Source organism: Frankia sp. RB5, assembly GCF_059816245.1.
In genome coordinates this window covers 21,758-44,048 of the sequence record NZ_JCBATA010000024.1, presented here as the reverse complement: position 1 = coordinate 44,048, position 22,291 = coordinate 21,758, and the positions used below count along the sequence as shown (strand labels likewise).

Genomic DNA, 22,291 nt, shown 5'->3' with positions numbered 1-22,291 from the left:
GCCTCCCTCAGAGGGTCAGGGCGATGAGATGGCTCGGCTTGTCTCCGACGACGATCCCCTCGCGACGGTCGGCGGGGGTGAGGCTCTTCTGGTCCTCGTCGGGGACGAGCATGATCTTCCGTTCGCGGAGGAGCCGGAGGAGGGTCGCGTCGATCTGCGTGTCCGTCCACCCCTGGGCGCGTAGAGCGGGTTTGACCGTGGAGAGACGGCCCCAGCCCTGCCTCCAGGACACGGCGCCGGCGGCGGGCAGATGAGAGGCCATCAGCCGGTTCTGCGCGGTGTGGTCGGTGGGGATGGCTGGTCCGCGGTTCGCTGCGGCTGGCCCGGTTGTGCGTGCCGGGATCGACCCGCCGCCGCCGTGACGGCTGCCGCCCGGCACCCCGGCGAAACCACGCTCCTTGGCCTGCATGGCGTGAGAGCTGATGTTCTTCCCGACGGTCTGATCGATCAGGGATTGCACAATCGCGCGCTTGTTCGAGCCGACGGGAGTCAGATTGTTGTCGCGTGCGAACGAGCGGAGTTGGGTGACGGTCAGGCCGTTGAGCACATCCGCTGCCTGGTCACGAGTGGTGGCGGCCTGGAGTCGTTCCATCGGGTCGCCGGCGGGTGCTGTTCCGCCGCGGGGGGCGCGAGGGGCGCGGGCCATGGTCGCGAGGCGCGGCGGGGCGCCGGGACTGTCGGGAGACACCCGCTGGGCGCCGAAGGCCGCCCGGTCGATACCGGCGTCGTTCTCCTCGTGTTGGATCGATGCGCGGTTCAGACGGGCGCCGACCGTCTGGTCGACGATGCCAGCGACAAGATCCTTCTTTGTGCGGCCGGCGGGTGCCAGACTGTTGTCCTCGGCGAATGCGCGCAGCTGTGGGACGGTCAGGCGGTTAAGGGTGGCGGCTGCCTGGTCGCGGGTGGTGGCGGCGTTCAGGGCGTCCATCGTGCCGGTCGGGGTGGTGCTGGTGCGGCCGGCGAGTTTCGCGAGTTTGGGTGCTGCGGCCGCCTTCTCGGCGTGGTGGCCACCCTTGTAGTTCTTGTGGACACCGCAGTAGGCCGAACCGGCGCGGGCCCGGTTCTTGCACCGGGTGCCCTTGAGGGTCGTCGCGGCGCACTGGGGGCCAGGGCTGGCCATCGGTCACCTCGGGGCGGAGCGGGTCGGCGGTCAGCCGCGGCGGGATGGCCGGGCGGTCATCAGGCGTTCGAGGCGGGCAAGGTCGGCGCGGCGCCGCTCGATGTCGGCGGCGAGGTCGCGGCGTTCCCGGGCGAGGAGATGGTCGAGGGCGCGTGCCCGCGTGTGGGCGGCTGCGCGGTGCCGGGCGGCACGGGTAGCGGCCTTGCGGGCGCGTGCGGCGCGGTGGGCGTCCCGCTCACGTTGGTGACGCTTTTCGGCGGCCCGGTCGGTGGGGCCGGTCACGCCGCCTCATCCGCGGCCCAGGCGGCGCGGGGGATCCGTGCGGCGAGAGGCTGGAGGTTCTCCCAGCTCCAGAGCGACGGCCGGCGGCCCTTCCCGCGGACTTCGGGTTCGATGCCCTCGCGTTCGAGGAGCCGGCGGGCGGCGAGGCAGTGGAAGTCGTCGGGGAGGCCCATCCAGTGGGTGATGTCCCGCAACGTGAGGAGCCCCGGAGGCCGCATGGGGCCTCCCGAGGGGGGTGTGGGCACAGATGTGCCGTTGGCAGGAATTTAGCAGCGGATCTTGCCGGTGGGCAAGGCGGCCCCCGCATGTCCCAACGGGAGGTCAATCAGGTGGGGTGTCTGGCGCCTGATGTCTGGCATGTCGCTACCCTGCCGGAACGTTCAACCACGGGGGAAAGCCTTGCGTCACAGCATGTTGTTGGTCCTGCCCATCCTCACAGCCGCCGCGCTGGCCGCCTGCCAGCCTGCCCCGGTCATCCAGCCGACGGCCACACCAACACCGACCAGCACTCCCTCAGGCGACTTTCGGCATGCTCCGACACTGCCGCCGAGGCCGGCCGGTCCGACGCCCACGAACAGCGGGCCGCCGCAATCCCCGGCCGCCCCGGCGGCGACCCCTACGACGATTCCGACATCAAGCCCAGCACCGGCGCGCCTGGCCGCCCAAGGCGCGCCCGTCGCCGCCACGACCACTCCGCCGCAGCCGGTGGCCGCGGCAACGTCGGAGCCTGCCCCCGCGAAGCCGACCCCGACTTCGACGTTCACCGGCTACCCGTGCACCCCGGGGGAATCCCACCGGTCCGGAGACGTCACCTACACCTGCCGGCAGAACGGGGAAGGGTGGATCGACAGCTCCCATCCGTACGGGACGGCACCGCCGACCCCTACACCCGACGGCACGCGGTGACCGCGCTCACGCCGCCCACGTCTCCTGCCAGTCGGGATGCTGGGAGCCGTCAGAACGGTAGCGGTAGATCGACGCGAGGAGACGGAGGGTCGCACAGGGCCAGTCGCCCTCCAGGTCGCCCGAGATCTCCCCGGGGCGCGCGCAGTGCCCGCACATCGCCTCGCCGTGCTCCTCGACGCGCCCGTGCAGCTCGACGAGCGACCGTAGCGCCTGCACCCGGGCGAGCGTGACCGCAGGGGACTGACGGGCGATGTGCTCGCAGACCGCGCGGGCGTTGTCAGCGAGCGTGGCCACCACAGGCGCCAGGTGCGACTCTGGCGGTAGCGAGCTGCCGACCTCTCGCGCGGGGCGGCGCTGCCAAACCGAGGCGCGGCCGGATGGGCTCACATCCACGATCCATGGCCCGTCGCCGCCAGGGCGATACGCCGCCCGTGCGGCCGCTTCCTCTTCGGCGATCCTGGCGAGGACGAACGCGGCCAAGGCGTCGAGGTCGGTCACGGCCGGGAGTCCAGCGGGGCGGGCGCGTCGAGGAGATCGCGGAGCGCGTCTTGGGCGCGGGTCCCGGTCAAAGCGAGCTGCCGATGACGTGGGCTGCGATCTCCCGGTAGTCGGCGCCGGTCGTCAGCTCCCGGGCGACGTGGATCCGACGGCGGTCGGTGGCCACAGCGACGCCGCGGACAGGGTCGTGGCCGATCTTGGTGTAGAGGTCCCACCAGAGGGCGATGCCGTGACGCTCCCAGGCGGGCCGGGCGTCGAAGTCGACGCCGTGCTCGGCGAGCAGCTGGCGTTTCGCGTCGGCGCGAAGGCCGCGGAGCGTCGAGGTAGCGGCGCGCGCCGACTGGCCATGCCGGCGCAGCGTCCAGTAGGCCCAGCCGTTCAGCCCGCAGCGGATCGCATCCGCCTGCCGCCACGACAGGTAGTCCACCACGGCGCCGAGGGTGGGGCCGATCCACACCCGGCTGTCGAAGTGACCGGGCTCGGGCGCGCGGCTGGTGAACGCCGCGGTGGCGATGCCGGCGGAGACGCTGACCAGCTTCTCGAGCGAGCGGCTGAACAGGTCGGTGGTCGGCGGGAGTACGACGCTGACCTCGTCGGACTCGGTGAACGCGTAGAGGCCGCCGAGCTGCTGGAGGAGCTCCCGGGCGACCTCGATCATGATGCTCGAGAACTGGGCGTCGAACGGCTTGTCGTAGCCGGCGTCGGTGGTGAGCTTGGTGAACGCGCGGCCGTCAACCCGGATCACCGGCCACATGCCCGGCGGGACGGTCAGGTCGTGGAACCACTCGCCCGCGCGCATCGTGGCCTCGAAGGTGCCGGGGTTCACGCGGCACGCTCCCAGGCTCGGCGGTGCGCGTCGACGAGGTACCGGTCGACCGCCGCGCGATCCGGTCGGGCGGGGAGTGGGGACCGACGGTCGATGTCCGGGCTGTCGAGCAGTTCCCGGAGGCGAAGGGCCGCGTCGGCGATCAGCAGACGGGCGCGGTCCTGGGAGACGTCGCCGCGGCGGACCGACAGGACGAGGTCCCGGTCGGCGGGTTCCATCGGGAGCGCGAGGCGGCCGGTGGCGAGCAGCTCGACGCCCTGCAACCCCAGGCGGAGCGCGTGGGCCGCGTACTTCACGTCGTAGCCGTGCGCGGCGATCAGCTCGGGGCGGTTCGGTACCCGGTTCTGCTTGCCCCTGCCGTCCATCCGGTCGAGCTGGGCGTTGAGGTAGCCGAGGAACCGGCGTCCGGCTTGCCGGGACACCACCGTCGGCGCGAGCGCCCGCAGCCGGTCGCCTTCCTCGGTGCGGACGACGAGGGCCGAGTCGGGAACCCAGAACAGGGCGAGGATCGTCGGGTTCCCGGCCACGGCCAGGCTGAGGAACCGGCGCAGGGTGTAGATCGTCAGGTCGACGTCGCCGGGTCCAGAGCGGGCGCCTTCCGGCTGGGTGCGCCAGACGTGCGTCTTCGCCTCGGACAGGCCGCAGACCAGATCCGCAGGCGGGATGTAGATCCCCATCTCGTCGCGGTCGTCCTGGCCCTCCAGGTTGGTGCCGTGGACGGTCGAACCGACGACGGAGCGGAGGATCTCCCCGGCTCGGGCCAGCTCACCGGGGCCGTAGTCGACGTTCGGACGAGGGTCAGCCATTGGTGGCCGGCTTCTTCCCGCCGCCGAGCGCGGACGTGAGCTGCTCCAGTCCCACCTTGAGCTGGTCCATCGCGGTTCGGGCCTGCCGTCCGGCGCGGCGAATCAGCGCGCCGTTCAGCTGGGCGGCGAGCCGGTCGGGGAGCTCGCCGGCGTCGGCCAGGCGCACCAGCTCGGCGACCACCTGCTCGTCGGTTAGTCGGGGGCGGAGCGGGGTCGGCTCATCGGCCATCGGGAGATCCTTCCGTTCGGTGGGCGGCATCCGGAACGTACGGGCGGGCGATGCGGGCGGCGGAGAGCCGGTTGAACAGGTCGCGCCGCCATAGCGGAATCGCGTCTTCGGCCGCTTCCAGCCGAGCCACGACCATCCCAACGATCGCCCCCGCCTGTGGGTGCGCGGGGAAGCCGTCGAGCACCATCGCGGCCCGCGGCATCGTCCCTCGTAGGCGGTCCAGGTCGGGCGTGCCGGTGACGCCGATGACCTCTCGTGAGCGGAACCCAAGGGGCAGGTTCTGCTCGTCGCACCAGCGGTGGAAGTGCCGCAGGTCGAAGGCGAGCACCACGACGGGCGGGAGGCGATCGGTGATCTGGTGGGTTTCGAGCATGCGGACGGAGTCGGCCTCCCGGAACAGCCGCGGGTGCGATGGGAGAACGGGCCGAGACTCGACGATGCGGCGGATGGCGGCGGCCCGCTGCTCGGCGGTCAGGTGCTCTGCCGGTTCGTAGCGGGCCACCGGCGGCGGAGACTGCCATCCGCCGATTGACTCCACCCACGCATCGGCCGCCTCGTCCCAGTAGGCGCGGTCTGCGGCGAACCCGCGCAAAGAGGCACGGCGGGTTGGGTCGCCCGGGTTGCTGGCCTCGTAGCGGACGGGCTGCGGGTCGAGAAGCGGTGATCTCCACATGCGGACCACGTCGTCCCACGTGATCGTTGACCCGGTCGCCTGCGGCCGCGGGAGCGGGTCGTCTCCGGTCCGCTCGACGCGCGGGTTCCAGTGGGCCGCCGTGGGGTCCATCTGCCACATCGGGTCGTCGTCGCGGTACGCCCGAGTACCGGACCCAGTCCAGTCCGGCGGCGGGGTCGTCACCGCGTCGAGCGTCGCCTCGATCTCGGCGAGGACGTCAGCGGCCGGGCGCTGGGTGCGGATGCGGGTCAACGGGTCTCCAGGGTGGGTGTGGTGTGGTCGGCGGCGCGGTGCACGGCCATCCGTGCCACAGCAGTGCCCGCCACCGGATGATCCTCGACGTGGCCGCAGTCCGGGCACAGCTCCCGGAACACCTCGACCGGGACCACTGCGAGCTCGTGGCGCGCACGGATGCGACGGGCGAGGGCGTAGACGAGGACGGCGGCGAGCATCACCGGTGTTCCTCGTCGAAGTGGGCGCGGAGGTGTTCCGCGAGGTTCGGCGCGACGAGAGCGACCATCCCGCCCGGCTGCGACTCTTCATCGAACCCCGCCATCAGCATGACCCGGGCCAGCTCTTCGAGCAGCGTGTCTAGCGGGGTTCCTCGGGGGCCGTTGTAGGCGTGGAGGATCTGCCGGGCGAGGGCGCGCGGAACGGTCAGGGTGACAACGTCGGCCGCGAGGTCATAGCCGGTCACCGGTGCCTCCTGGGCGGCCCGTAGGGGGATTCGTGGCGGGGACGGTCATCCCGATAGGAGGGGGTGCGCGGGGAGGCGCTGCCCCGGGTAGCCGGGGTGGCGAGGATGCCGGCGGCGCGCAGATGCTCGGCCAGCTCCGTGTAGGCCCTACCCAGTGCCTGCATGGCGGCGGTAGCAGCGGCGACGTACGGCGCGATGGTGGCGCCTGCCGCGGACATGCTGCGGCGGATGTCGTCATCGGTGGGCAGTAGCTCCCAGCGCGTCGGCTGGCCGGTCATGCCGGCCGGGCCGGGGCGAGGAGGTGGAGGGAGGCGTGCTCCCAGCGGTAGGCGTGGCGGACCGAGCGGGCCGAGCGGCGGCAGGTGATGACCCCTGTATCGGGGTCACGGCAGGATGGCCAACGGGTGTCGTCGTGGCAGGCGTCCGGATCCCAGCCGGCGTTACCGCACCAGACGTCGCCGAGGGTGGCGTGCCGGTCGAACATGATCCGCTGCTTGTGGCAGTGGAGGCAGCGGGGTGCGTCGGCTCCCTGGAGCGTCCCGGGGGCCTCCTCCAGGCCGAGGACCAGCAGGGCGACCCGGTGAGCGGATTGGATGTCGTGGAGCACCTCGCCGGGGAGGTCGCCGGGCTGCTGTGCGGCGAGAGTGGGCAGCAGGCGGGCCGAGTCCAGGCGGGACAGGACGGCGTCGCCCGGGTGGAGGTAGGCGGCCCACCAGTCCACGACGTGCTCGATCTCGTCGCGGGCGAGCATCGCCCCGTCGCGGCCGGGTGGGCGTGGGCCTGGCGGTCGCCGGCCACCACCGCTGTCCCGGCTCCCGCCGCCGGTGTCGAGCTGGAACAGGTAGGCGTTGCGGAGCCGGTCGAGGAGCGGCAGCCGGCCCGGGGCGTCGGCGGCGCTGAACGCGTCGTACAGCTCGCCGAGCAGGTGGGAGAGGGCGAGTTCGGCGGTGACCGGCGTGGGGGGCACAGCACGATCCTACGATCGACGAACCGACGAATTGGTAGATAGGATGGCCCTGTTCCTGGCGACGTCGGGACGGCGCCGACATGGCTGGTGTCCGTTCCAGTGCTCTGCCCCCCGGGTCTGGGCAGCCCTGCCGGTGAGTCAGCGGCACGGGCGAGCTGCACCCGACGCGCCAGGGCACGTGCGGCCCCACCCCGCGTCCCCCCGTCGCGGTGTGGGGCCGTTCGCGTTGGCGGGGTCAGCGGCGGGTGCCGTAGAGGGCGTGCAGGGTGTTCAGCCTGTGGTCGCCGTTCGGGCCGATCAGCCCGGCCGCGTCGGCGCCGGCGTCGGTCAGGCTCACCCACCGCAGGCCGTCCGGGTTGGGGGCGCCGAGCACGGCCTGGCCGTCGCCGATCAGACCGTCGATGACGGCGTTGAGGCCGGCGGGCGCCGGGTTGCCGTCGATCAGGTAGGTGCCGTCCGGCCGGGCCTGGACCGGCAACACGGCGATCTGGTCGCGCACATCCTCGCGGTCGATCATCTCGGTTCCCCCTGTCGCGCGATCTGTGGCTAGCTGGGCAGTTGCCTCAGAGTCTCGGCCAGCTTGTCGGCCGGCGTCATACATCCGGTAGAGCGTGGTCGTCTCGGCGGACGTGGCTGCGTTCGTCATGGCCATCACTATACCCATGGCTATGACTTACGTGGCGCGCCGGGTGAGTCTCGTAGCTTCCGGGCGCGAGCGAGGAGCGCGTCGAGTCGGGCCACATTCGTGCCCAGGATCGCGGCGGCCTGCCCTCGGCCGCCCCTGCCGAGGGCATCCACAAAGTCGGCAACTGCGATGGCCCTGTCGTCGGCGGCCCTGGTGCGGATGGCTTCGGCGCTCTCGATGCGCGCCTTGGCGTCTTGGGCTCGGCGTAGCGCGTCTTGGGCGGCGGGGGTGAGGTCTTCGGTGTCCACGGATCCCATTTTCCTCTACCCATGGGAGTAGACAAGAGGCTCTACCCATGGCTATAGTTAGGGCCACGCCGGAAGGGCCGGCGCCGAAGGGGGAAACCAAGATGATCGCCACCGCCGCCCGCATCGCCCGCCAGCTCCTCGCCGCCGCCGCAACCCGCGTCCTGACCGCCATTCAGCCGGCCCCCGTGGAGGCCATCCCCGCTCCCGCGAAGGAGTCGAAGGCCAAGCCGCTATTCACCCCGGGGGAGATGCCGACCGTCGCCGACATCGAGGCGCACGGCGACGTGCACCAGGCCGCCGCCGACGCGAAGCGAGCCGGGGGCCGGGGCATCTACCGGGCCGAGAAGCTGCTCTCCCGCCTCCCCGACGGCGTGTACGGCCGGGTGACGGTCGCCCGGGAGGAGTCGAACCGACTGGTCGCGGACCTCGACGCCATCGCGGCAATCCTCCGCGAGCACGGGCTCGGCGAGATCCCGATGCGCCGGTGCGCGCCCACGCTGCGCATCACCGTCGCGCACGCCGTCGCCGCCCCGGCGCTGGTCGCCGTCGCAGCCTGACCGGCCCTGCCCGGCCGGCTCGCCGCTGGCCGGGCCCCACGCTCCCAACTTCAGCAGATCGGACGGAAACGCCATGGCGACCATTCCCCGCAACCACACCCGCAAGATCGCGACGATCAAGGTCGTGGCTACCACCTGCCGGATCTTCAACCAGTACGACGACTTCGCCGGGCCGGCATGCAGCCCTGACGCGGCCTGGGAGGCCCTCCAGACGTACGACTTCGCCCGGCTTACGACCGAGCGCGAGGGCCGGTGGACCGTCCAGGTCCACTCGAACCTCTGGTACGAGCTGGCATCCGCGTAGCGGGTCCATGCCCGGCTGGCGGCCCGCCGGCCGGGCCCCCACACCCCCATCCCCACACCCGCTCGAAGGAGCCCGCCGTGACCACCCTCGCCGCCGCCCCGATCGCCCCCGTCGCCGAAACCCTCGTCGGCGGCCGTCCGGTCCGCGACTACGTCGATTTCCGGCAGCACCCCGCCCACTCCCACGGCCTCGACACCACCGTCGGCTACGTCCTGCGAGAGACCATCCGCGACCGCCAGTCGCTGGGCCCCGACTACATCGACGTGGCGGTGTTCGACGGCGACCACCGGTACGGGACGGCACTCGACCTCGCCCACGTCTACCGGGCCGCCGACGGTGGCTACGCGGTCGTCGACACCCTCTACGCCTGCGGCTGCCGGAGCTGATCCATCCCGCCGGCCGCCTCCCCACCCCGGAGGCGGCCACCACACCCCCGCCGCCCCGCACCGCCAACCGAGGAGAGACCGTGACCACCGACACCCCCACCACCGACGACCTGGGGCTGCTCGCCGAGATCGACCAGATCAACCGGAGCGGAGCGCCCCTGCTCCTCGCCACCGCCGAGGCCGACTGGCCGGACAAGGGCATGGCGACGATCGACCGGCTCAAGGCGACGGGTCACCTGCGGTTCGCGTTCCCGGTCGGCCAGCAGACCCGGATCGTCCTGACCCCCCGCGGACGGGAGGCCCTCGCCCAGGCGCGTCGCGCCGCCGAGCTGCGCGCCATCGAGGACCGGGCGCTAGCCATGGCCGCCGAGCTGGACCCGGCCGACATCAGCCCCCGCGCTCAGGGCCTACGTGACTACGCCCGCAGCATCTGGGACCACCGCGCGGATGCCGAGCGGCGCGCCGCCCGACGGGGCTGACCCGCCTGCCGGATGCCCTGCCCGGGGCGTCCGGCCCTTCTTCCCTCCGAAGGAGCCACCATGGCCGCCCTCGCCCCCTGCGGCGCCCGCGTCGTCTACGCCGGCAGCTACACCCCGGGCCACGGCCCGGCCGAGGTCCTCGCCGTCGGCGCCTGCTGGTGCCTGCGCTGCAACGGCAGCACCCGCTACCAGCTCGCCTTCCTCGACGCCGACGGGCGGCGGACGGGCCAGCACCTCAGCCACATCCGGGCGGCGTCGGTCACCCCGGCCGACCGCTGATCCACCTGCCAGCCGGTCCCCGTCGGGGCGGCCTGCGCTCCCCAATCCCATCCCCACCCGAAGGAGATCATCCTTATGGACCGCCAGACCGCCGCCGCCCTCCTCGTCGAGATCGAGGGCGAGTTCACACCGCTCCGCCGGATCGCCATGGCCGAGGTCGACACCACCGCCGGCATGCTGCGGGTGTCGGCCGTCCGGCTGGCCGTACACCCGGCGCTGCCGAACCCGCACCCCTACGAGGTCGTGGTGCTCGACGGCGACGGCGCGGACCTCGTCAGCGAGCCGTACGCGGACGAGTCGCTCGCGCTGGCCGCACACGCCCGGTGGGTCGACCGGCTGCGTGAGGTCGGCGCAGAGGAGGTGTTCGGCCCGCCGTGGACCCTCCACCGCGAGGAGGGGGACCGGCCGACCGTCCCCGTCGCCGTGCCCAAGGCGCTCGCCCGCGAAGCTCGGTTCACGGTGCCGGTCCAGCTCACCCCGGCCGCGTGGCGGGACGCGGTGCAGTGGACGGACGACGACGACACGGCGACGGGGACGGTCGGGCAGTCCGAGTCCGGCCGGCTTTGGGACGTGCTCCACATGGCGCGCCTCGCGGTGCCGCGCGGGCCGGGGCAGCCGACGATCTGCCGCACGTTCCCGGTCAGCCGGATCCCACGCGGCATCCGGTACCCGGGTGACGACGAGGTCGACAACGACGAGTGGTACGAGAACCTGCGGCTGGTGTTCCTCGTCGCGGTCGTCGCCGGTGTCGGCGGGCAGCGGCGGGTGACGATCAGCCTCGCGACCGAGTGACCAGCCCTGTCCGTTGCCCCCGTGTCCCGTTCTCGGGCCGGGGGCGTCGGCATGTCAGCGTTCGGCCGGGGCGTGCTCGACGGTGTACCAGCGGCGGCGGACGTTGACCGCCTGACCGGCTGTCCGCACCTCCGCCAGATGGTCGTAGAGGGTGCTGGAGCCCGGCCAGCGGCCGATCGTCATCAGGTCCGTCCGGGACATGCCCGTCGCGCCGGCTGCGCGTAGCAGCTCCAGCGCGTATACCGGCGATGGGGCGCCTTCCGGGATGGGGACTGCGGGAGGAAGGCCAGGGGCGGACGGATCGGTCGCGGCCACGAACGGGCCGACCACCTCCAAACCGTCTGGGATGGACCCGGGTTCGGGGGTTGGGGCATCCCCGACCGGCTCGTAGGCGGCGCGGAGCCGGGCGATCTGCCCGTCGGACGGCTTCCAGATGCGGCCAGGTCGGACGCTGGTCTGCCCGTCGAGGCGGACGACGGCCTTCCCTGGCAGGTCGAGGGATTCGAGGGGGAAGTGGCCGAGGTGCGGCATCGCGCGGTGGGCGTCCGCGGGGTTCTCCTGGCTGCCGAGGAGTACGCGGGTGCGGATGTTGGTCAGGAGGCGGGTGTTGCGGATGACGTCGCGGGTTACCTTCTTGACCATCAGGACCAAGGTGATGGCCTCGGAACGGGCAACGTCCGTGAGCTGGAGGACCAGGTCGAGGCACTCCGGGTCGTCGAGAAGCCGTTCTACCTCGTCCATGACGTACAGGATGTGCGGGTGCTCTGCCGTGGCGACATGGCCGTCGAGACCCGACGGCGCCCCGGCGACGGCACGGCGGTCCACCTCGTTCAGGGCGTCGTGGAGCTGCTCGCGTGCGGCCACGATGCCGGCGTCGTAGCCGGCGGCGTTGGTGACAGCGCGGCGGATGCATCGGCCCCAGCGGGCGACGAGACGGCCGCCCTTGAAATCGATCCCCCACACCGCGACGTCCTCGCGGCCGGCCGCCTGGGCGATAAGCGAGTTCGCGAACACGCCTTTCCCGCCGCCGGTGCCGGAGATGACGAGGATGTGCTGCCCGAGGTGCAGTTCGATCAGCGCGCCGTCTTCGTAGAGACCGACGGGCCACGGATCGGCGGCGAGGAGGTTCGGGTTCGGGTCGGGCATGGGGATGCCTGCGTCCCGTCCCTGCGTGTCCACGTGTACGGGGGCGAGCGGGTCGACGGCGACGACGTGGAGCACCGCACGGGAGGCGTCCGCGGGCACCTCTTCGACGCGCAGCGCGCCGCGGCGGAGATGCAGCCCGGGGACCGCCTCCAGGTCGTCGATGGTGCGGCGAACTTTGTCGACCGTGTCGCCGCAGAGGTCGACCGGATGCGACCACTGGCCGTCCACCTCGCCCGGGATGGTGCCGCGGAGTTCGGCGCGGAGGCCGAGGTCGGCGGCCGCCCACGCCCATGCCTGCTCGAACCGGCTGGCCGCGCGGGCGCGGCGTACCCGGTGGGACCGCCACCACATCGGCCAGCATCCCAGCGTGGCGACGGCGAGCACACCGGTAGCGGTCAGGGTGAGGCCAGCGACGACCACCCAGCAGGCCCACACCGCGGCGGCCGCCGCGAGCAGGACGCCGGCGCGGTGCGCGCGCAGGGTGCGCGAGTCCCGCGCGATCCGCACATCCGCCACGGCGAGCAGCAGCAGCACCGCGCACACGGCGAGCCAGGCAGGCAGCAGGCCGCGCAGGCCCCACGCCACGAGGGCGACGCCGACCGCGCACCAAGCCGGGGCGAGCGCGTGGCGGGTGCGGTAGGCCGCGCGGCGTGCGCGGCGCAGCGGGTTGCCTGCGCGGCGGGTGCGCGGTTCGCGCAGGGCTCGCGCGGAGGGTGCGCGACGCTCGCGCGGTTCCTGCGCGGTCTGGTCGCGCGTCGCGCGGGCAACGGTGCGCGAACGGTCAGGACGTGCGCGCGGCCGCGCGGCGCGTTCGCGCGCGGCCGCTCGACGCTGCGCGGCCTGCGCGCGGCGCATATCGCGGGCAGCGCGATGGTCGCGCGGGTCCGCGCGGCGTTGCGCGGCCAGCGCGCGACGTAGGTCGCGCTCCGCTGCGCGCTGGCCGCGCGGGCTGCTCATCGCCCCATTGCTTTCTGGAGGAGGTCGGCATCTGCGACGACCGCGGGTCCCAGCGCCGTGAGCTCGTCAGCGACAGTGAGGAACGTCCGCAACGGCGCCGGGTTGAGGCCCATGTCGTCGACCAGTCCGAGTATCCAGTCCATGTAGCCTGCGGCGACCGCATCCAGAGCGGCAGCCCATGCGCGGGCCTGCTCGGGGACGCCTGGCAGGCCGCCGTCCGGCATGCCCATCTCCGCTGCGGCAGCCTGTGCGGCGGCGGCGAGCTTGGCGAGTTGCATACTTCCTCCGAACTGTGTGGTGCGCGGTCCACGCGCGGCGGGATGGGATGTGCGCGGCGGGTACGCGGCGGGTGCGCGGCGGCGCGCGGGATGAGTGAGGTCGACGCGCGGTCCGCGCGGCGGCTGCGCGGCGGCTGCGCGAGCGGATGGCCAGAGCAGCGCGCGGGCGGTGTTCCCGGCGAGCCGGCGCGCACGCCAGCGTCGGCCCGCCGGGGTGGCCGCGCGCCACTCCCGCGCGGCGCCCGTGACTATCGCGCGGGAGTCGCGCAGCGCCGCGCGGCCGCCGCGCGGACGGGAACGCCCCGCGCGCGCAGGTGCGCGGCGGGGCGTCGGGCCGTCGAGCGAGTGGAGGAGAACCAGCGCGCCGATCAGGATTGCGGCGACGCGGATCATCCGGACTCCGTGGCCGGGCCGGGCCAGGCGGCCACCCAGCCGCGGATCGTCGACTCGGCCGCCCCGAGCTCCCGCGCGAGCGCGCGGGGAGACACCGGCCGCCCGGCGCGGAGCATCGCCTCGACGGTCGCGCGAGGAGTGTCGGCGGCGGCCGGCTCGCGGCGGGCGCGGCGGACGGCTAGGTCATCGACTGGCGCGGCCGACTCGTCGTCGGCGACGTCCAGCTCGTCGAGTGCCGGCGGGGCGGTGAACTCGACTGCGCGGCCCTGCGCGGGCATGTCCGGCGCGGCGCGCGAGGGCTCGCGCAGGTGCGCGAGGTCGACATCGAGGTGCGCGAGGTCGCCCGCGATGTGCGCGAACGGGTCCTCGACGTGCGCGGCGTCCGCGCGGTCGTCCTGCGCGATGCGCGCGGGTTCGTCGTCCAGGTGCGCGGCCGGTGCAGTCTCCTGCGCGGGCTCGCGCGGGTCGGTCGACTCGTCGCGCACCTCCTGCGCGACGTCGCGCATGGGTGCCGACTCCGGCGGCACGCCGTCGAGCGGCTCCTGCGAGGGTTCGCGCACCTGCGCGCCCGGCCGAGGGCCCTCGACCATCACCGGGGGTTCGCGGTGCAGCAGCATCGCGTCTGCCACCGCGTACACGGTCGTCACGTCCACGATGAGCGGGCCGAGTGGGGCCAGCGTCGGGGAGATGCCGACGGCTAGGGCGAGGGCGTGCAGGCCGGCGAACGACAGGGTGAACGCCATCCCGAAAACGGCGACGACGAGGCCCATGACCGCGTTGCGGGCCGGGCCGGGGGTCTGACGGCGCCAGACGCGCAGCAGGCCGTGCAGGGCGACCGCAGCCAAGGCGGGTGGGACCAGCGCGGCGACGCCTGCGGTGTCGTCGCTGACGGTCGGTCCGTGGGCGGTTAGGGCGTGGATGGCGTTTCCGGCCATGGACAGGGCGAGGGTGCCGGCGACGACCGCCCAAGGGTAGGCCTGGTCACGGGTGCGCGGGGATACGGCGGCCACGGCTCAGCCGACCCGGAGAGACGCGATGAACGCGAACGTCGGGTGCCCCATCGGGAGTATCAGCAGCGTCCCGAGCCACAGGGCGGAGATCCCCGCCTGGATGAGCGCGTCCTTGAACGAGCCGGCGTACCAGCGCAGCAGCGAGAGGCAGGTTCCGCTGACGATCAGGCCGATGATGGTGTAGCCGTCGTGGATATCCATCAGACGGCCGCCGGACGGATAACGGTCAGGCTCGGTGCGCCCAACCCGGTGCGCGTATGCGTGGGCACGGCAGAATGCTGCACGGCGCGGTCCTCCCGTTAGGACACGTGCAAGTCGTCGTCCGGCCCGGTGTTGGAGTCACCGTGTCGGGCGGCGCACCAGTCCGGTGCGCCGCCCGATGATAACGCGGCTACCAATTCGTAGATACCGCGATCCGGCCAATCCGTCAGGCGGGGGTCTGTGCCGCCTCGTACTGAGTGAGGATCTCCCGGGAGATCCGGCCCCGGTCGGACACCTCGAATCCGTTCGCCCGGGCCCACTCGCGGGCGTCCGCCGTGCCGCTGGTCGCCCTCGGCGCGGTCGCGCCACCCCTGCGACGTCGGGCCGGCGTCGCGCCCTGCCGGCGGCCGGCGGTGATGAACGGGGCCAGCACGCCGCGGAGTTCGTCGGCTTTCGGGCCGATCAGGTCGATCTCGTACAGAGCGCCGTCGAGGCTGAATCGGACCGTCTCGGCGGCCTCCTCGCCGGTGATGTCGCAGACCAGGCGGACGACGGTCTTCTGGGCCATGGGGGCTCGCTTTCGCCGAGGGCGGGATTGGTGTCGTCACCCTATCGCCGATCCGACCATTTCGTAGATCGGGATCCCCTCCCCCGCCGGGAGGGATGTGACGGTGGGTGATGTCCGGGGTTGTCCGGGCGGACGTCCGGATCGCCTGTGTGCACGCGCGTGCCTGCGCGTTGGGTGGGCGGATGTCCGGATGTCCGGCCACCGGATCCGGCTACGGAGAGTGGCAGACTTGATCTACGAGATGGTAGATTAGACGAAATAGCGTCACTGGCATCTTCGTTCGAGGGGGCTGCATGGACCGCCAGCCGACGGCCGAGGGAAAGCGGAATCCGGGCCCAACCACGGCGGGAGGATCTCTCGTTGTCGCGACGACTCGGGGCTACGAGATTCGGGTGGGCGCCGACCGTGGCATGTACCTGTGGCGGGACGGGAACGTCTGCGTGCCAGCAGCCGAGGTACGGCCGGGGGAGTGGCTGCGACTCCGCCTCGGCTCGCCGACGGGGCCGGCTGTCTACCCGGCCCTTCCGTCCGCTCCGGCGGTGGATGTCAGGACGGTGGTCTACCGGCTGCCGGTGCCGCCGCCTGAGCGGTCCCAGAACGGCCGAACGGCCCTCGCCCGGGGGTGGATTCCTGGGCGGGGGCCGTTCGGCGTTCTACGCTGCCGCTGTGCGTCTACTGCTCGACGGGGAGATCCCGCTGGATCTCGCCCGGTCCGCCCCAGAGCCCGTCGTGGCCGCCCGCGTCGTCGAGCTGATGACGTTGTGATCCTCGCCGGGCGCGGACGCCCGGCGCTGCATGTCGGTGGGTGGCGGCGGCGGGCACCACCCCGACGCCGCCACCCAGGCGGGGCGCGGTCCCTAGAACGCAGACCCCGCCGGCACCGGACGGCAGCAGGAAGAGAAGCCGCCGCCCGGCTGGACTATTCGGGTTCGCTCTCCCGGACGATGGCCCGCGCGACACGCTCGTCGCGGTCGCCAGCGAACAGGTCGTACACCGTCACCGGTGGGCCGAATGACGCGGTCGCGAGGTTGTCCGGGGTGATCTGCGCCCACGGCTGTTCGGCCCGCAGCCAGACCATCCCGGCGTCGAACGTCTCGCCGGGATCCAGCTCGCGCCAGGAGTCTTCCCAAGCCTCGCGGGTCTGCTGCTGTTCGGCGGTGAGCGCGTCCCACCGTCGGGGGACGCCATCCGGCCAAGCGGGGGCGTCGGGATGCTGGAACGGGCCGGGAAACTGGTCGGTGACCGAGTAGGACAGGACGACCGGGCCGGTGTCCGTCGCACGGAGCAGCACTTGGACGTTCTCCCAGCCCATGCCCGGCCTGTACAGGCCCGCCTGGCGGCCGGAGTCGATAACGTCGGCGAGCCATGCCCGGTGGGGGCCATCGACCCAGCAGTGCAGCTCACACCAGCCGTGGAGTTTCGCGGCGAGGCGGATCGGGTCGGAGCCGGCAACGAGGGCCGTGTTCAGGTTGACGCTCGACAGCCGCAGGGAGTGACCGGCGACGACGATCCGCGGCGGTTCGACGCGCAGCGAGGTGTCGAAGGAGCGGACGAACTCGCGGATCATCCCGCCCGACCTCGCGAAGTGCCCGTGGTCGCCGGCGCGGCTCCGCTCGCGGGCGTGGCGGTCCGCTTCGACGGCGGCCCGGAACTGGCGGTGGAGGAAGTTCGCGCCGTACCGGCCCTCGGGAACCTCGGGGATCATTTGCATGATCGGGCCGAGGCGTTCCAAGACCTCGAATCCGGTCAGATCCCACGCGGCCGTCGCCAGTCCGGCGGCGAGGTGGTGACACCAGCCGCGTTCGGCGCCGCTCAGCTCGGCCCCACCGTCACGGGTATGCCAGTAGACACGGCTCACGATCAGGTCCCCTCGGGGGATGCGACGGTAGTGGAATCGGTGTCGCCGCCGAGCGCGCGCAGGGTCGCGCACGGCGACACGACCGGCCCCGGTCCCCAACATGCCGGGCACAGCGTGTTGACGCCGCGAGGCTCGTGCAGCTCTCGCGCCCGGTGGACGGCGTCCCGCCAGTGCCCCCGGTCGCGGGTGGCCAGCGCGAGGGCGTCGCGGGTGCCGACCAACTCGTCCGCCAGCTCGTCGGCGCGCTCCTCGACCGCCCTGACACGGTCGGCGAGAGCGAGGGCCCGGTCCCGCATCTCATGCCAGTCCAGCCCCCACCGGGCCCACAGCACCGATCGGTGGCGGTCGAGGTGGTCCGGCGCCAGCACGCAGATGTCGTGACGCCAGCCGGTAGAGGCTGCGTCGGGGCCCTCGGCCACAGGGCAGATCTGGGCGCACAGGCCGGCGGTGCGGACCTCGCGGGCGAGCGCGCGGGAATCGTCGTCCGGGCCGAGTGTGCGGTGCACCTGGCGGCCAGCGGCGATCAGACGGGCCCGTAGCTCCTCCGACAGGGCCGGGTCAGCCATGGGACACGGGCACCGGCAACTGGGTGACGACCGCGCCGAAGGCGGCCACGTCGGCCGTGGACCACCACCCTTGGCCTGACGTTTCTACCGGATGGCCTGCGGCGTTCTGCACCACCATCCATGGGCGGGAGTCGGGACCGCCCTGTGTCGGTGAGTGGCACCAGGTCGCCCGGCCATCCGGGGTCTCAGCGATTGCGTACCGGGGTGCATCCTCGAGCGACGGCGCCGCGACGGGCCGCAGGCAGCGGCCCTCCAGCTCCTTGCGAAGGTCGCGTGCGCAGGCCCGCCGGGCCGCGCGGGCGGCGCTCGCGGCCGGGCCGGCGGTGTCGGGCATGTCCGCGGCGGCCTGCTCCCAGCGGGTGGCGAGCTCGGCGAGACGGACCGCCAGCGGGGAGGGTGCGGCGGACGCCGGAGCCGGGACCGTGCATCCGCAGTCGGCGCCCCACCGGCCGTGAAGGTCGCAGCAGCGGCCATCCGGGTCCGGGTCTGCGGTCTCGATCGTCCGGCCGCCGTGGACGGCGCGGACGCCGTAGAGACGGGCGCCGTTCACCCGGATGCCGCGGGAGGAGATCTCCCAGGCGTGCGGGTAGGGGATCGGCTGGCCGTCGAGAGTCGGCGGGTCGGCGCTGAGGTTTAGGGTGCGCATGTTCATCCGGAGCACCGGGGGTCGTTCGGGACGACAGCCACGGCGGCCCGGTTGTCGTCGCCCTTGAACGCCACGTACACCCGGTTCGGGCCGTCGCACTTCGAGGCGACCGACGAGAAGCCGTCCGGGAACGTCATCGTGTCCGCGGGCCGGTTGTTCGACGCGCCGCGCGGGGCGTCCCGGAACGGCTCGGTCGCCTTGTCCATGCAGCCGGTCACGGTCAGCGCCAGCGTGCCGCCGAGGGCGACGCCGAAGACGAGGTAGGCGGAGGGGCTGTGTCCCACAAGCCGGTCCTTTCGATCAGCGGATGATCAGGTCGGTGACGAGGTCGAGCAGGTCGTCGGCGATGTCGGCCAGAGCCCGGCCGGCACTTCGGGCGACGTGACCCGCGCGGCCGGGCGGTACGGCGGATGCGAGCGCGCACGGGCGGTCCTTTCAGTGGGAGCCCAGTCCAGGGGAGCCCAGTCCAGTTCGAGGTCACCGGCTACGAAGCCACCGGGAAGGCGTCATGGCTTCCGAGTTGGAGGCCCTTTTGGTTTCCGGATATCAGGCCTCCGGAAAAGCGTAACCACGTGTCGATCTTCTCCTCGTCCACAGCCCAGCCGAAGTTGCCGGATATGAGGCCTCCGGAAAGGCGTGATCACCTGCACGACGAGTGGCGCGCCAGGATGCGCGACGTTGCCAGATACGAAGCCCCTGGAAAGGCATAACCGCGCACCAGTGCCGGCGTGTGCTGGCACCCCCTCCGGATAGCTGCCAGGTATGAGGCCCCTGGAAAGGCGTAACCACTGGATCGGCATCTGCGGGAAGAGGCGCAGGTACGATGTTGCCAGGTATGAAGCCCCTGGAAAGGCGTAACTGCCGCCGAGGCGGCCGACTACCGCCATCCACCGGCCTCGTTGCCAGATACGAAGCCTCTGGAAAGGCGTAACCACCCTGCCCGAGAAGGGTCGTTGCCGATGAAGTTGTCAACGAACAGCCGACCCAACGGCCGGAAATTCGGTTCTGTACAGGTTTGCGGTTAGGAAGGTCCCGGCGTGTCGCCGGACGCTTCGGGTTCCGAGCTGTCCCCACCGATGGGGATGCCGTCGCGGGCCGCTGCGGCCCGGACCGCTGCGGTCAGTTCGCCGACCGCCGCTGCCTTCCCGTACCAGGCGCGCCTGGCCGCCTCGTCATCGTCGGCCGGCGGGTCGGTGGGAGCCTCGACGATGCCGATCCGTCCGTAGCTGGAGACGAGGATCGCGGCGACGTTGCGGTACAGGTCCCGGCGGCGTTGAGCGACGCGTTTTCCCTGGTGGCCCTGCCATTCCCACAGGTGCCGGTCCTGTACCCGCCACTTTTCCAGCATCAGGCGGATACCCGCCGGCACATCGGTCGAGGTGCGGGCTTTCAGGGAGAGGGCCGCGAAGCGGGCGGGGGACCGCCAGCGGGTGATGTCGGCTTTCGTCACGTCGAGGACCTGGGCGATGTCCTCGTCCCACCAGGGGTCGGCGAGGAGGTCGCGGCGGAGCCGTTCCATTTCCTGCGCGCGGATCGCGCCGAGGTCATCAACCCGGGTCTGACCGAAGGTGGTCCCGCCGGTGAACCAGACGGCGGGGATGCGTACCTGCCCGCCGTCCTCCCCGGCGGTGACCATCTCCTTCAGATGGGCGGGTACGGCGATGGGATGGTCGGGCTGGCCGGTCCACTCGGCGACCAGCGCCGACCCGTCGGCGTCCACCCGCAACCCGGCGGTGAGCTCGGCGACGCCTTGGCGGCCGGTCTGGGCGGGTGAGGGGAGGCGGATCGTGATGCAGACCGCCAGCCGGTGGGTGCCTGCGGTCCGCTGGCGGACCAGCACCACCGCTTTGATTTCGGCGTCGGCGGGCAGGTCGCGGTGCCAGACCACCGGTACGTGCTGCCAGATCGGCTCACGGTCGGCGCTGCCGACTCGCAGGGACACCAGGCGCATCCGGTCGGTGCGCTGACCTGGCCGGGCGTTCCCCGGCGCCGGGACGGGGCTGATGCGTAGGTGGTTCCGCCACTTCGACAGGCCACCTTCGATCGCCTCGGGGGTGGGCGGCGGGTCGGCGGCTTCCCGCTGGAGCTGCACGGCGAGCCGGCCGGTGCCGTCCCAGCGGGCGAACCGCAGCTGCGCTGGCCGTCCCGCGGTCCGGTCCGCGACGATCTTACGGGCGGCGGTGTCCATGTCCCGGAGCACGACGTTGAACGTCGGCCAGTACAGGTCACCCTGCTGGACATACTCGGCGTACAGCGCCTTCTTCGCCGCGACATGCTCGCCGAGGACCCGGGAGAACTCCGGGCCGAGCATCTCGAGGGCGGCGCCGCGGGCAGCCTTGTGGTCAGCCTTCAGGTCCCGGCGGCGGGCCCTCGCGTCTTTCGCGGCGGCGGCCAGCGGCGGGGGGATCTTCTGGCGGCGGCGTTTCGCCTGCCGTATCTCCTCGGCGAGTTTCTCGAGGGTCCGCTCGGTGTCCTCCAGGTAGGCGGCTGCTTCGGCGACTTCCGGGCGGGTGAGCCACAGCGTCGCCTTCGCGTCCTCGTGGGCGCGCCACAGCTCGACCAGCCGGTTTCTCAGCTCGTGGGCGAGGCGGAGATGGCCGGTCGCGTGTTCGGTCAGGTCGACGCGGGCGCCGTCCCACCGTGCGGGAGCGGCGTACTTGTAGACGAGGGTCCTCCCCTCGAATGTTGATCGTTTCACCGTGGCCTCTTTCGGGTCGGGTCTGTACCGCCGCCGCCCGACCCGGGGGAACGAGGTCGGGAGACGGTGGAACAGAACCGGGGGTGGCCGTCCGGCCCGGGGAGACAGGGCCAGGCCGGACGGCCGGTCTCAGGTGGACGGCACCGAGTCGCGCAGCGCCTGCACGCGGGGGAGGCGGTGGCCGTAGATGTCCGGATAGGCGGCGGCCTTCTCGACGTAGTGACCGAGCACCCGCCGGGCCGTCGCCGCTTCGTCGGCGGTCAGCGGACCCCAGGGGATCGAGTAGTCGCCGTCGTCGTAGATCGCGGTGTTCGCGACGACGGAACCGACGTTGACGATGCTCGCGTTGGCCCGACGGTCGTAGAACGCCGCCTTGTAGAAGATCGACACCCGGGGGATGCCGCGGGCGTCGAGGATGTCCGAGCCGCGCGGATCCTGGTGGGAGCGGCGGGTCCAGCCCTCCGGCAGGGTGGCGTGGCGGAACAGGGGGTCACCCTCGACCGGGGCGCCGAGGGTGAACCCGAGCGCGGTCCACGCGGTCTCGTCGGCCGGGGAGAGGTCGGTGGGCAGGAGGTCGGAGGCGGCGAGCTGCCGGCCGCCGTCGGCCTCCATGTTCTCGATGTAGCCGGAGGGGCCCTCGGCCTCAGCGCCGAGCAGGTGAAGCAGCGGATCGCGCTTGGTGGTGTCCTCGATCATGATCGTCCTGTTCTTGGTGGGGGATGCCTGCCCGCAGGCCCGTGACGGGGGATGAGGGGCCGGGCCGGCAGGCGGGGGAGGACCGCCAGCCCCAGGAGGAGGGAGGGGGCTGGCGGTCCGAGGTCAGATGTGGCTGTCGGCGTGGCCCGCGAGGAACGCGGTAGCGCCCTGCTCGGCCTTGGCCATCGCCTCACCGGGTTCGGTATAGGGCGACCTGTCGAGGTGAACGACGCTGTCGCCGGGGCGGACGTCGAGCGGCCGGGCGTCGATGACATGCCAGTGCCATTCGCCGCCGTCCTCCGTGTCCCAGTAGGCGACGGCAGCAGCGACGCAGGAGTGGAAGCCGAAGCGGCATGGCGCGGCGCCACCGCAGTAGTAGCGCTGTGCGGTCAGCGGAATGTTCAGCGAGCCGTAGCTCAGCGTCCAGTCTTTGAGCTTCTGGACAGCGCCCTGGAGCCGTCGGGACTGTAGGTCCTGACGCGACCCGGAAGGGAAATTGAGGGGGTTCACCGCGCCTCCGGTGTGGTGTCGGGCTGGGGG

The 22,291-nt window shown here is 72.5% G+C and carries 31 protein-coding genes; 6 read left to right on the top strand and 25 right to left on the bottom strand.

Annotated elements, in window-relative coordinates; all coding sequences use genetic code 11:
* Positions 1–7: 7 nt before the first annotated feature.
* The 13 genes from AC6EXY_RS15055 to AC6EXY_RS14995 all read right to left on the bottom strand — a co-directional run bounded on the left by AC6EXY_RS15055 (position 8) and on the right by AC6EXY_RS14995 (position 7,521).
* Entirely contained in the window at positions 8–1,120 is a 1,113-nt protein-coding gene (locus AC6EXY_RS15055) for a hypothetical protein (RefSeq protein WP_499817199.1), read from the bottom strand.
* 30 nt (positions 1,121–1,150) lie between these two features.
* Positions 1,151–1,402 carry a hypothetical protein gene (locus AC6EXY_RS15050; RefSeq protein WP_499817200.1) on the bottom strand — a complete coding sequence of 84 codons (252 nt, stop codon included), beginning with the start codon at positions 1,400–1,402 and terminating at the stop codon, positions 1,151–1,153.
* Entirely contained in the window at positions 1,399–1,620 is a 222-nt protein-coding gene (locus tag AC6EXY_RS15045) for a hypothetical protein (RefSeq protein ID WP_499817201.1), read from the bottom strand. Before AC6EXY_RS15045 ends, AC6EXY_RS15050 begins: the two co-directional genes overlap by 4 nt.
* A 694-nt stretch (positions 1,621–2,314) precedes the next feature.
* On the bottom strand, positions 2,315–2,806 hold the full coding sequence (locus tag AC6EXY_RS15040) for a DUF6221 family protein (RefSeq protein ID WP_499817202.1): 492 nt from the start codon (positions 2,804–2,806) through the stop codon (positions 2,315–2,317).
* Positions 2,807–2,873: 67 nt separating this feature from the next.
* Positions 2,874–3,632, bottom strand: a complete 759-nt coding sequence (locus AC6EXY_RS15035) for a tRNA(His) guanylyltransferase Thg1 family protein (RefSeq protein ID WP_499817203.1) — start codon at positions 3,630–3,632, stop codon at positions 2,874–2,876.
* Positions 3,629–4,438: a nucleotidyltransferase domain-containing protein gene (locus AC6EXY_RS15030; RefSeq protein WP_499817204.1), complete on the bottom strand. Its 810-nt coding sequence runs from the start codon at positions 4,436–4,438 to the stop codon at positions 3,629–3,631. The genes AC6EXY_RS15035 and AC6EXY_RS15030 overlap by 4 nt, the downstream gene beginning before the upstream one ends.
* Entirely contained in the window at positions 4,431–4,667 is a 237-nt protein-coding gene (locus AC6EXY_RS15025; RefSeq protein WP_499817205.1) for a hypothetical protein, read from the bottom strand. The genes AC6EXY_RS15030 and AC6EXY_RS15025 overlap by 8 nt, the downstream gene beginning before the upstream one ends.
* Complete coding sequence (locus tag AC6EXY_RS15020; protein ID WP_499817206.1) at positions 4,657–5,592, bottom strand: hypothetical protein; 936 nt, start codon at positions 5,590–5,592, stop codon at positions 4,657–4,659. The genes AC6EXY_RS15025 and AC6EXY_RS15020 overlap by 11 nt, the downstream gene beginning before the upstream one ends.
* A complete protein-coding gene (locus tag AC6EXY_RS15015; RefSeq protein WP_499817207.1) occupies positions 5,589–5,792 on the bottom strand; it encodes a hypothetical protein in 204 nt (67 codons plus the stop codon). Before AC6EXY_RS15015 ends, AC6EXY_RS15020 begins: the two co-directional genes overlap by 4 nt.
* Complete coding sequence (locus tag AC6EXY_RS15010; RefSeq protein ID WP_499817208.1) at positions 5,792–6,037, bottom strand: hypothetical protein; 246 nt, start codon at positions 6,035–6,037, stop codon at positions 5,792–5,794. Before AC6EXY_RS15010 ends, AC6EXY_RS15015 begins: the two co-directional genes overlap by 1 nt.
* The gene (locus tag AC6EXY_RS15005) at positions 6,034–6,315 is read right to left on the bottom strand and encodes a hypothetical protein (protein WP_499817209.1); all 282 of its coding nucleotides are present in this window, start codon (positions 6,313–6,315) and stop codon (positions 6,034–6,036) included. The genes AC6EXY_RS15010 and AC6EXY_RS15005 overlap by 4 nt, the downstream gene beginning before the upstream one ends.
* On the bottom strand, positions 6,312–7,004 hold the full coding sequence (locus tag AC6EXY_RS15000; RefSeq protein WP_499817210.1) for a hypothetical protein: 693 nt from the start codon (positions 7,002–7,004) through the stop codon (positions 6,312–6,314). The genes AC6EXY_RS15005 and AC6EXY_RS15000 overlap by 4 nt, the downstream gene beginning before the upstream one ends.
* 235 nt (positions 7,005–7,239) lie before the next feature.
* Entirely contained in the window at positions 7,240–7,521 is a 282-nt protein-coding gene (locus AC6EXY_RS14995) for a hypothetical protein (protein ID WP_499817211.1), read from the bottom strand.
* A gap of 517 nt (positions 7,522–8,038) precedes the next feature.
* Between AC6EXY_RS14995 and AC6EXY_RS14990 the strand changes: the two genes are divergently transcribed.
* From AC6EXY_RS14990 to AC6EXY_RS14965, 6 genes are all read left to right on the top strand, one after another.
* Positions 8,039–8,494 (top strand): hypothetical protein, encoded by a 456-nt coding sequence (locus AC6EXY_RS14990; protein ID WP_499817212.1) that lies wholly within the window; start codon positions 8,039–8,041, stop codon positions 8,492–8,494.
* Between the two features lie 73 nt (positions 8,495–8,567).
* Positions 8,568–8,798: a hypothetical protein gene (locus tag AC6EXY_RS14985; RefSeq protein ID WP_499817213.1), complete on the top strand. Its 231-nt coding sequence runs from the start codon at positions 8,568–8,570 to the stop codon at positions 8,796–8,798.
* A 77-nt stretch (positions 8,799–8,875) separates the two neighbouring features.
* Positions 8,876–9,184 (top strand): hypothetical protein, encoded by a 309-nt coding sequence (locus AC6EXY_RS14980; RefSeq protein ID WP_499817214.1) that lies wholly within the window; start codon positions 8,876–8,878, stop codon positions 9,182–9,184.
* An 80-nt stretch (positions 9,185–9,264) separates the two neighbouring features.
* Positions 9,265–9,663, top strand: a complete 399-nt coding sequence (locus AC6EXY_RS14975) for a hypothetical protein (RefSeq protein ID WP_499817215.1) — start codon at positions 9,265–9,267, stop codon at positions 9,661–9,663.
* A 60-nt stretch (positions 9,664–9,723) separates the two neighbouring features.
* Positions 9,724–9,942, top strand: coding sequence for a hypothetical protein (locus AC6EXY_RS14970; RefSeq protein ID WP_499817216.1), 219 nt, complete (start codon positions 9,724–9,726; stop codon positions 9,940–9,942).
* Between the two features lie 75 nt (positions 9,943–10,017).
* Positions 10,018–10,734 (top strand): hypothetical protein, encoded by a 717-nt coding sequence (locus AC6EXY_RS14965; protein WP_499817217.1) that lies wholly within the window; start codon positions 10,018–10,020, stop codon positions 10,732–10,734.
* Positions 10,735–10,788: 54 nt separating this feature from the next.
* Here the strand turns inward: AC6EXY_RS14965 and AC6EXY_RS14960 are convergent, their stop codons facing one another.
* From AC6EXY_RS14960 to AC6EXY_RS14905, 12 genes are all read right to left on the bottom strand, one after another.
* A complete protein-coding gene (locus tag AC6EXY_RS14960) occupies positions 10,789–12,837 on the bottom strand; it encodes a hypothetical protein (RefSeq protein WP_499817218.1) in 2,049 nt (682 codons plus the stop codon).
* The gene (locus tag AC6EXY_RS14955) at positions 12,834–13,508 is read right to left on the bottom strand and encodes a hypothetical protein (protein WP_499817219.1); all 675 of its coding nucleotides are present in this window, start codon (positions 13,506–13,508) and stop codon (positions 12,834–12,836) included. Before AC6EXY_RS14955 ends, AC6EXY_RS14960 begins: the two co-directional genes overlap by 4 nt.
* Positions 13,505–14,518 carry a DUF2637 domain-containing protein gene (locus AC6EXY_RS14950; protein WP_499817220.1) on the bottom strand — a complete coding sequence of 338 codons (1,014 nt, stop codon included), beginning with the start codon at positions 14,516–14,518 and terminating at the stop codon, positions 13,505–13,507. The genes AC6EXY_RS14955 and AC6EXY_RS14950 overlap by 4 nt, the downstream gene beginning before the upstream one ends.
* A gap of 3 nt (positions 14,519–14,521) precedes the next feature.
* A complete protein-coding gene (locus AC6EXY_RS14945; protein ID WP_499817221.1) occupies positions 14,522–14,719 on the bottom strand; it encodes a hypothetical protein in 198 nt (65 codons plus the stop codon).
* A 226-nt stretch (positions 14,720–14,945) separates the two neighbouring features.
* Entirely contained in the window at positions 14,946–15,287 is a 342-nt protein-coding gene (locus AC6EXY_RS14940) for a histone-like nucleoid-structuring protein Lsr2 (protein WP_499817222.1), read from the bottom strand.
* A gap of 919 nt (positions 15,288–16,206) precedes the next feature.
* Positions 16,207–17,145, bottom strand: coding sequence for a hypothetical protein (locus tag AC6EXY_RS14935; protein WP_499817223.1), 939 nt, complete (start codon positions 17,143–17,145; stop codon positions 16,207–16,209).
* A 2-nt stretch (positions 17,146–17,147) separates the two neighbouring features.
* On the bottom strand, positions 17,148–17,711 hold the full coding sequence (locus AC6EXY_RS14930) for a hypothetical protein (protein ID WP_499817224.1): 564 nt from the start codon (positions 17,709–17,711) through the stop codon (positions 17,148–17,150).
* Positions 17,704–18,357 carry a hypothetical protein gene (locus AC6EXY_RS14925; protein WP_499817225.1) on the bottom strand — a complete coding sequence of 218 codons (654 nt, stop codon included), beginning with the start codon at positions 18,355–18,357 and terminating at the stop codon, positions 17,704–17,706. The genes AC6EXY_RS14930 and AC6EXY_RS14925 overlap by 8 nt, the downstream gene beginning before the upstream one ends.
* Positions 18,358–18,359: 2 nt before the next feature.
* Positions 18,360–18,641: a hypothetical protein gene (locus AC6EXY_RS14920; RefSeq protein ID WP_499817226.1), complete on the bottom strand. Its 282-nt coding sequence runs from the start codon at positions 18,639–18,641 to the stop codon at positions 18,360–18,362.
* 737 nt (positions 18,642–19,378) lie between these two features.
* On the bottom strand, positions 19,379–21,055 hold the full coding sequence (locus tag AC6EXY_RS14915) for a hypothetical protein (protein ID WP_499817227.1): 1,677 nt from the start codon (positions 21,053–21,055) through the stop codon (positions 19,379–19,381).
* Between the two features lie 129 nt (positions 21,056–21,184).
* A complete protein-coding gene (locus AC6EXY_RS14910; RefSeq protein ID WP_499817228.1) occupies positions 21,185–21,751 on the bottom strand; it encodes a hypothetical protein in 567 nt (188 codons plus the stop codon).
* 123 nt (positions 21,752–21,874) lie between these two features.
* A complete protein-coding gene (locus AC6EXY_RS14905; protein ID WP_499817229.1) occupies positions 21,875–22,261 on the bottom strand; it encodes a hypothetical protein in 387 nt (128 codons plus the stop codon).
* Positions 22,262–22,291 lie beyond the last annotated feature (30 nt).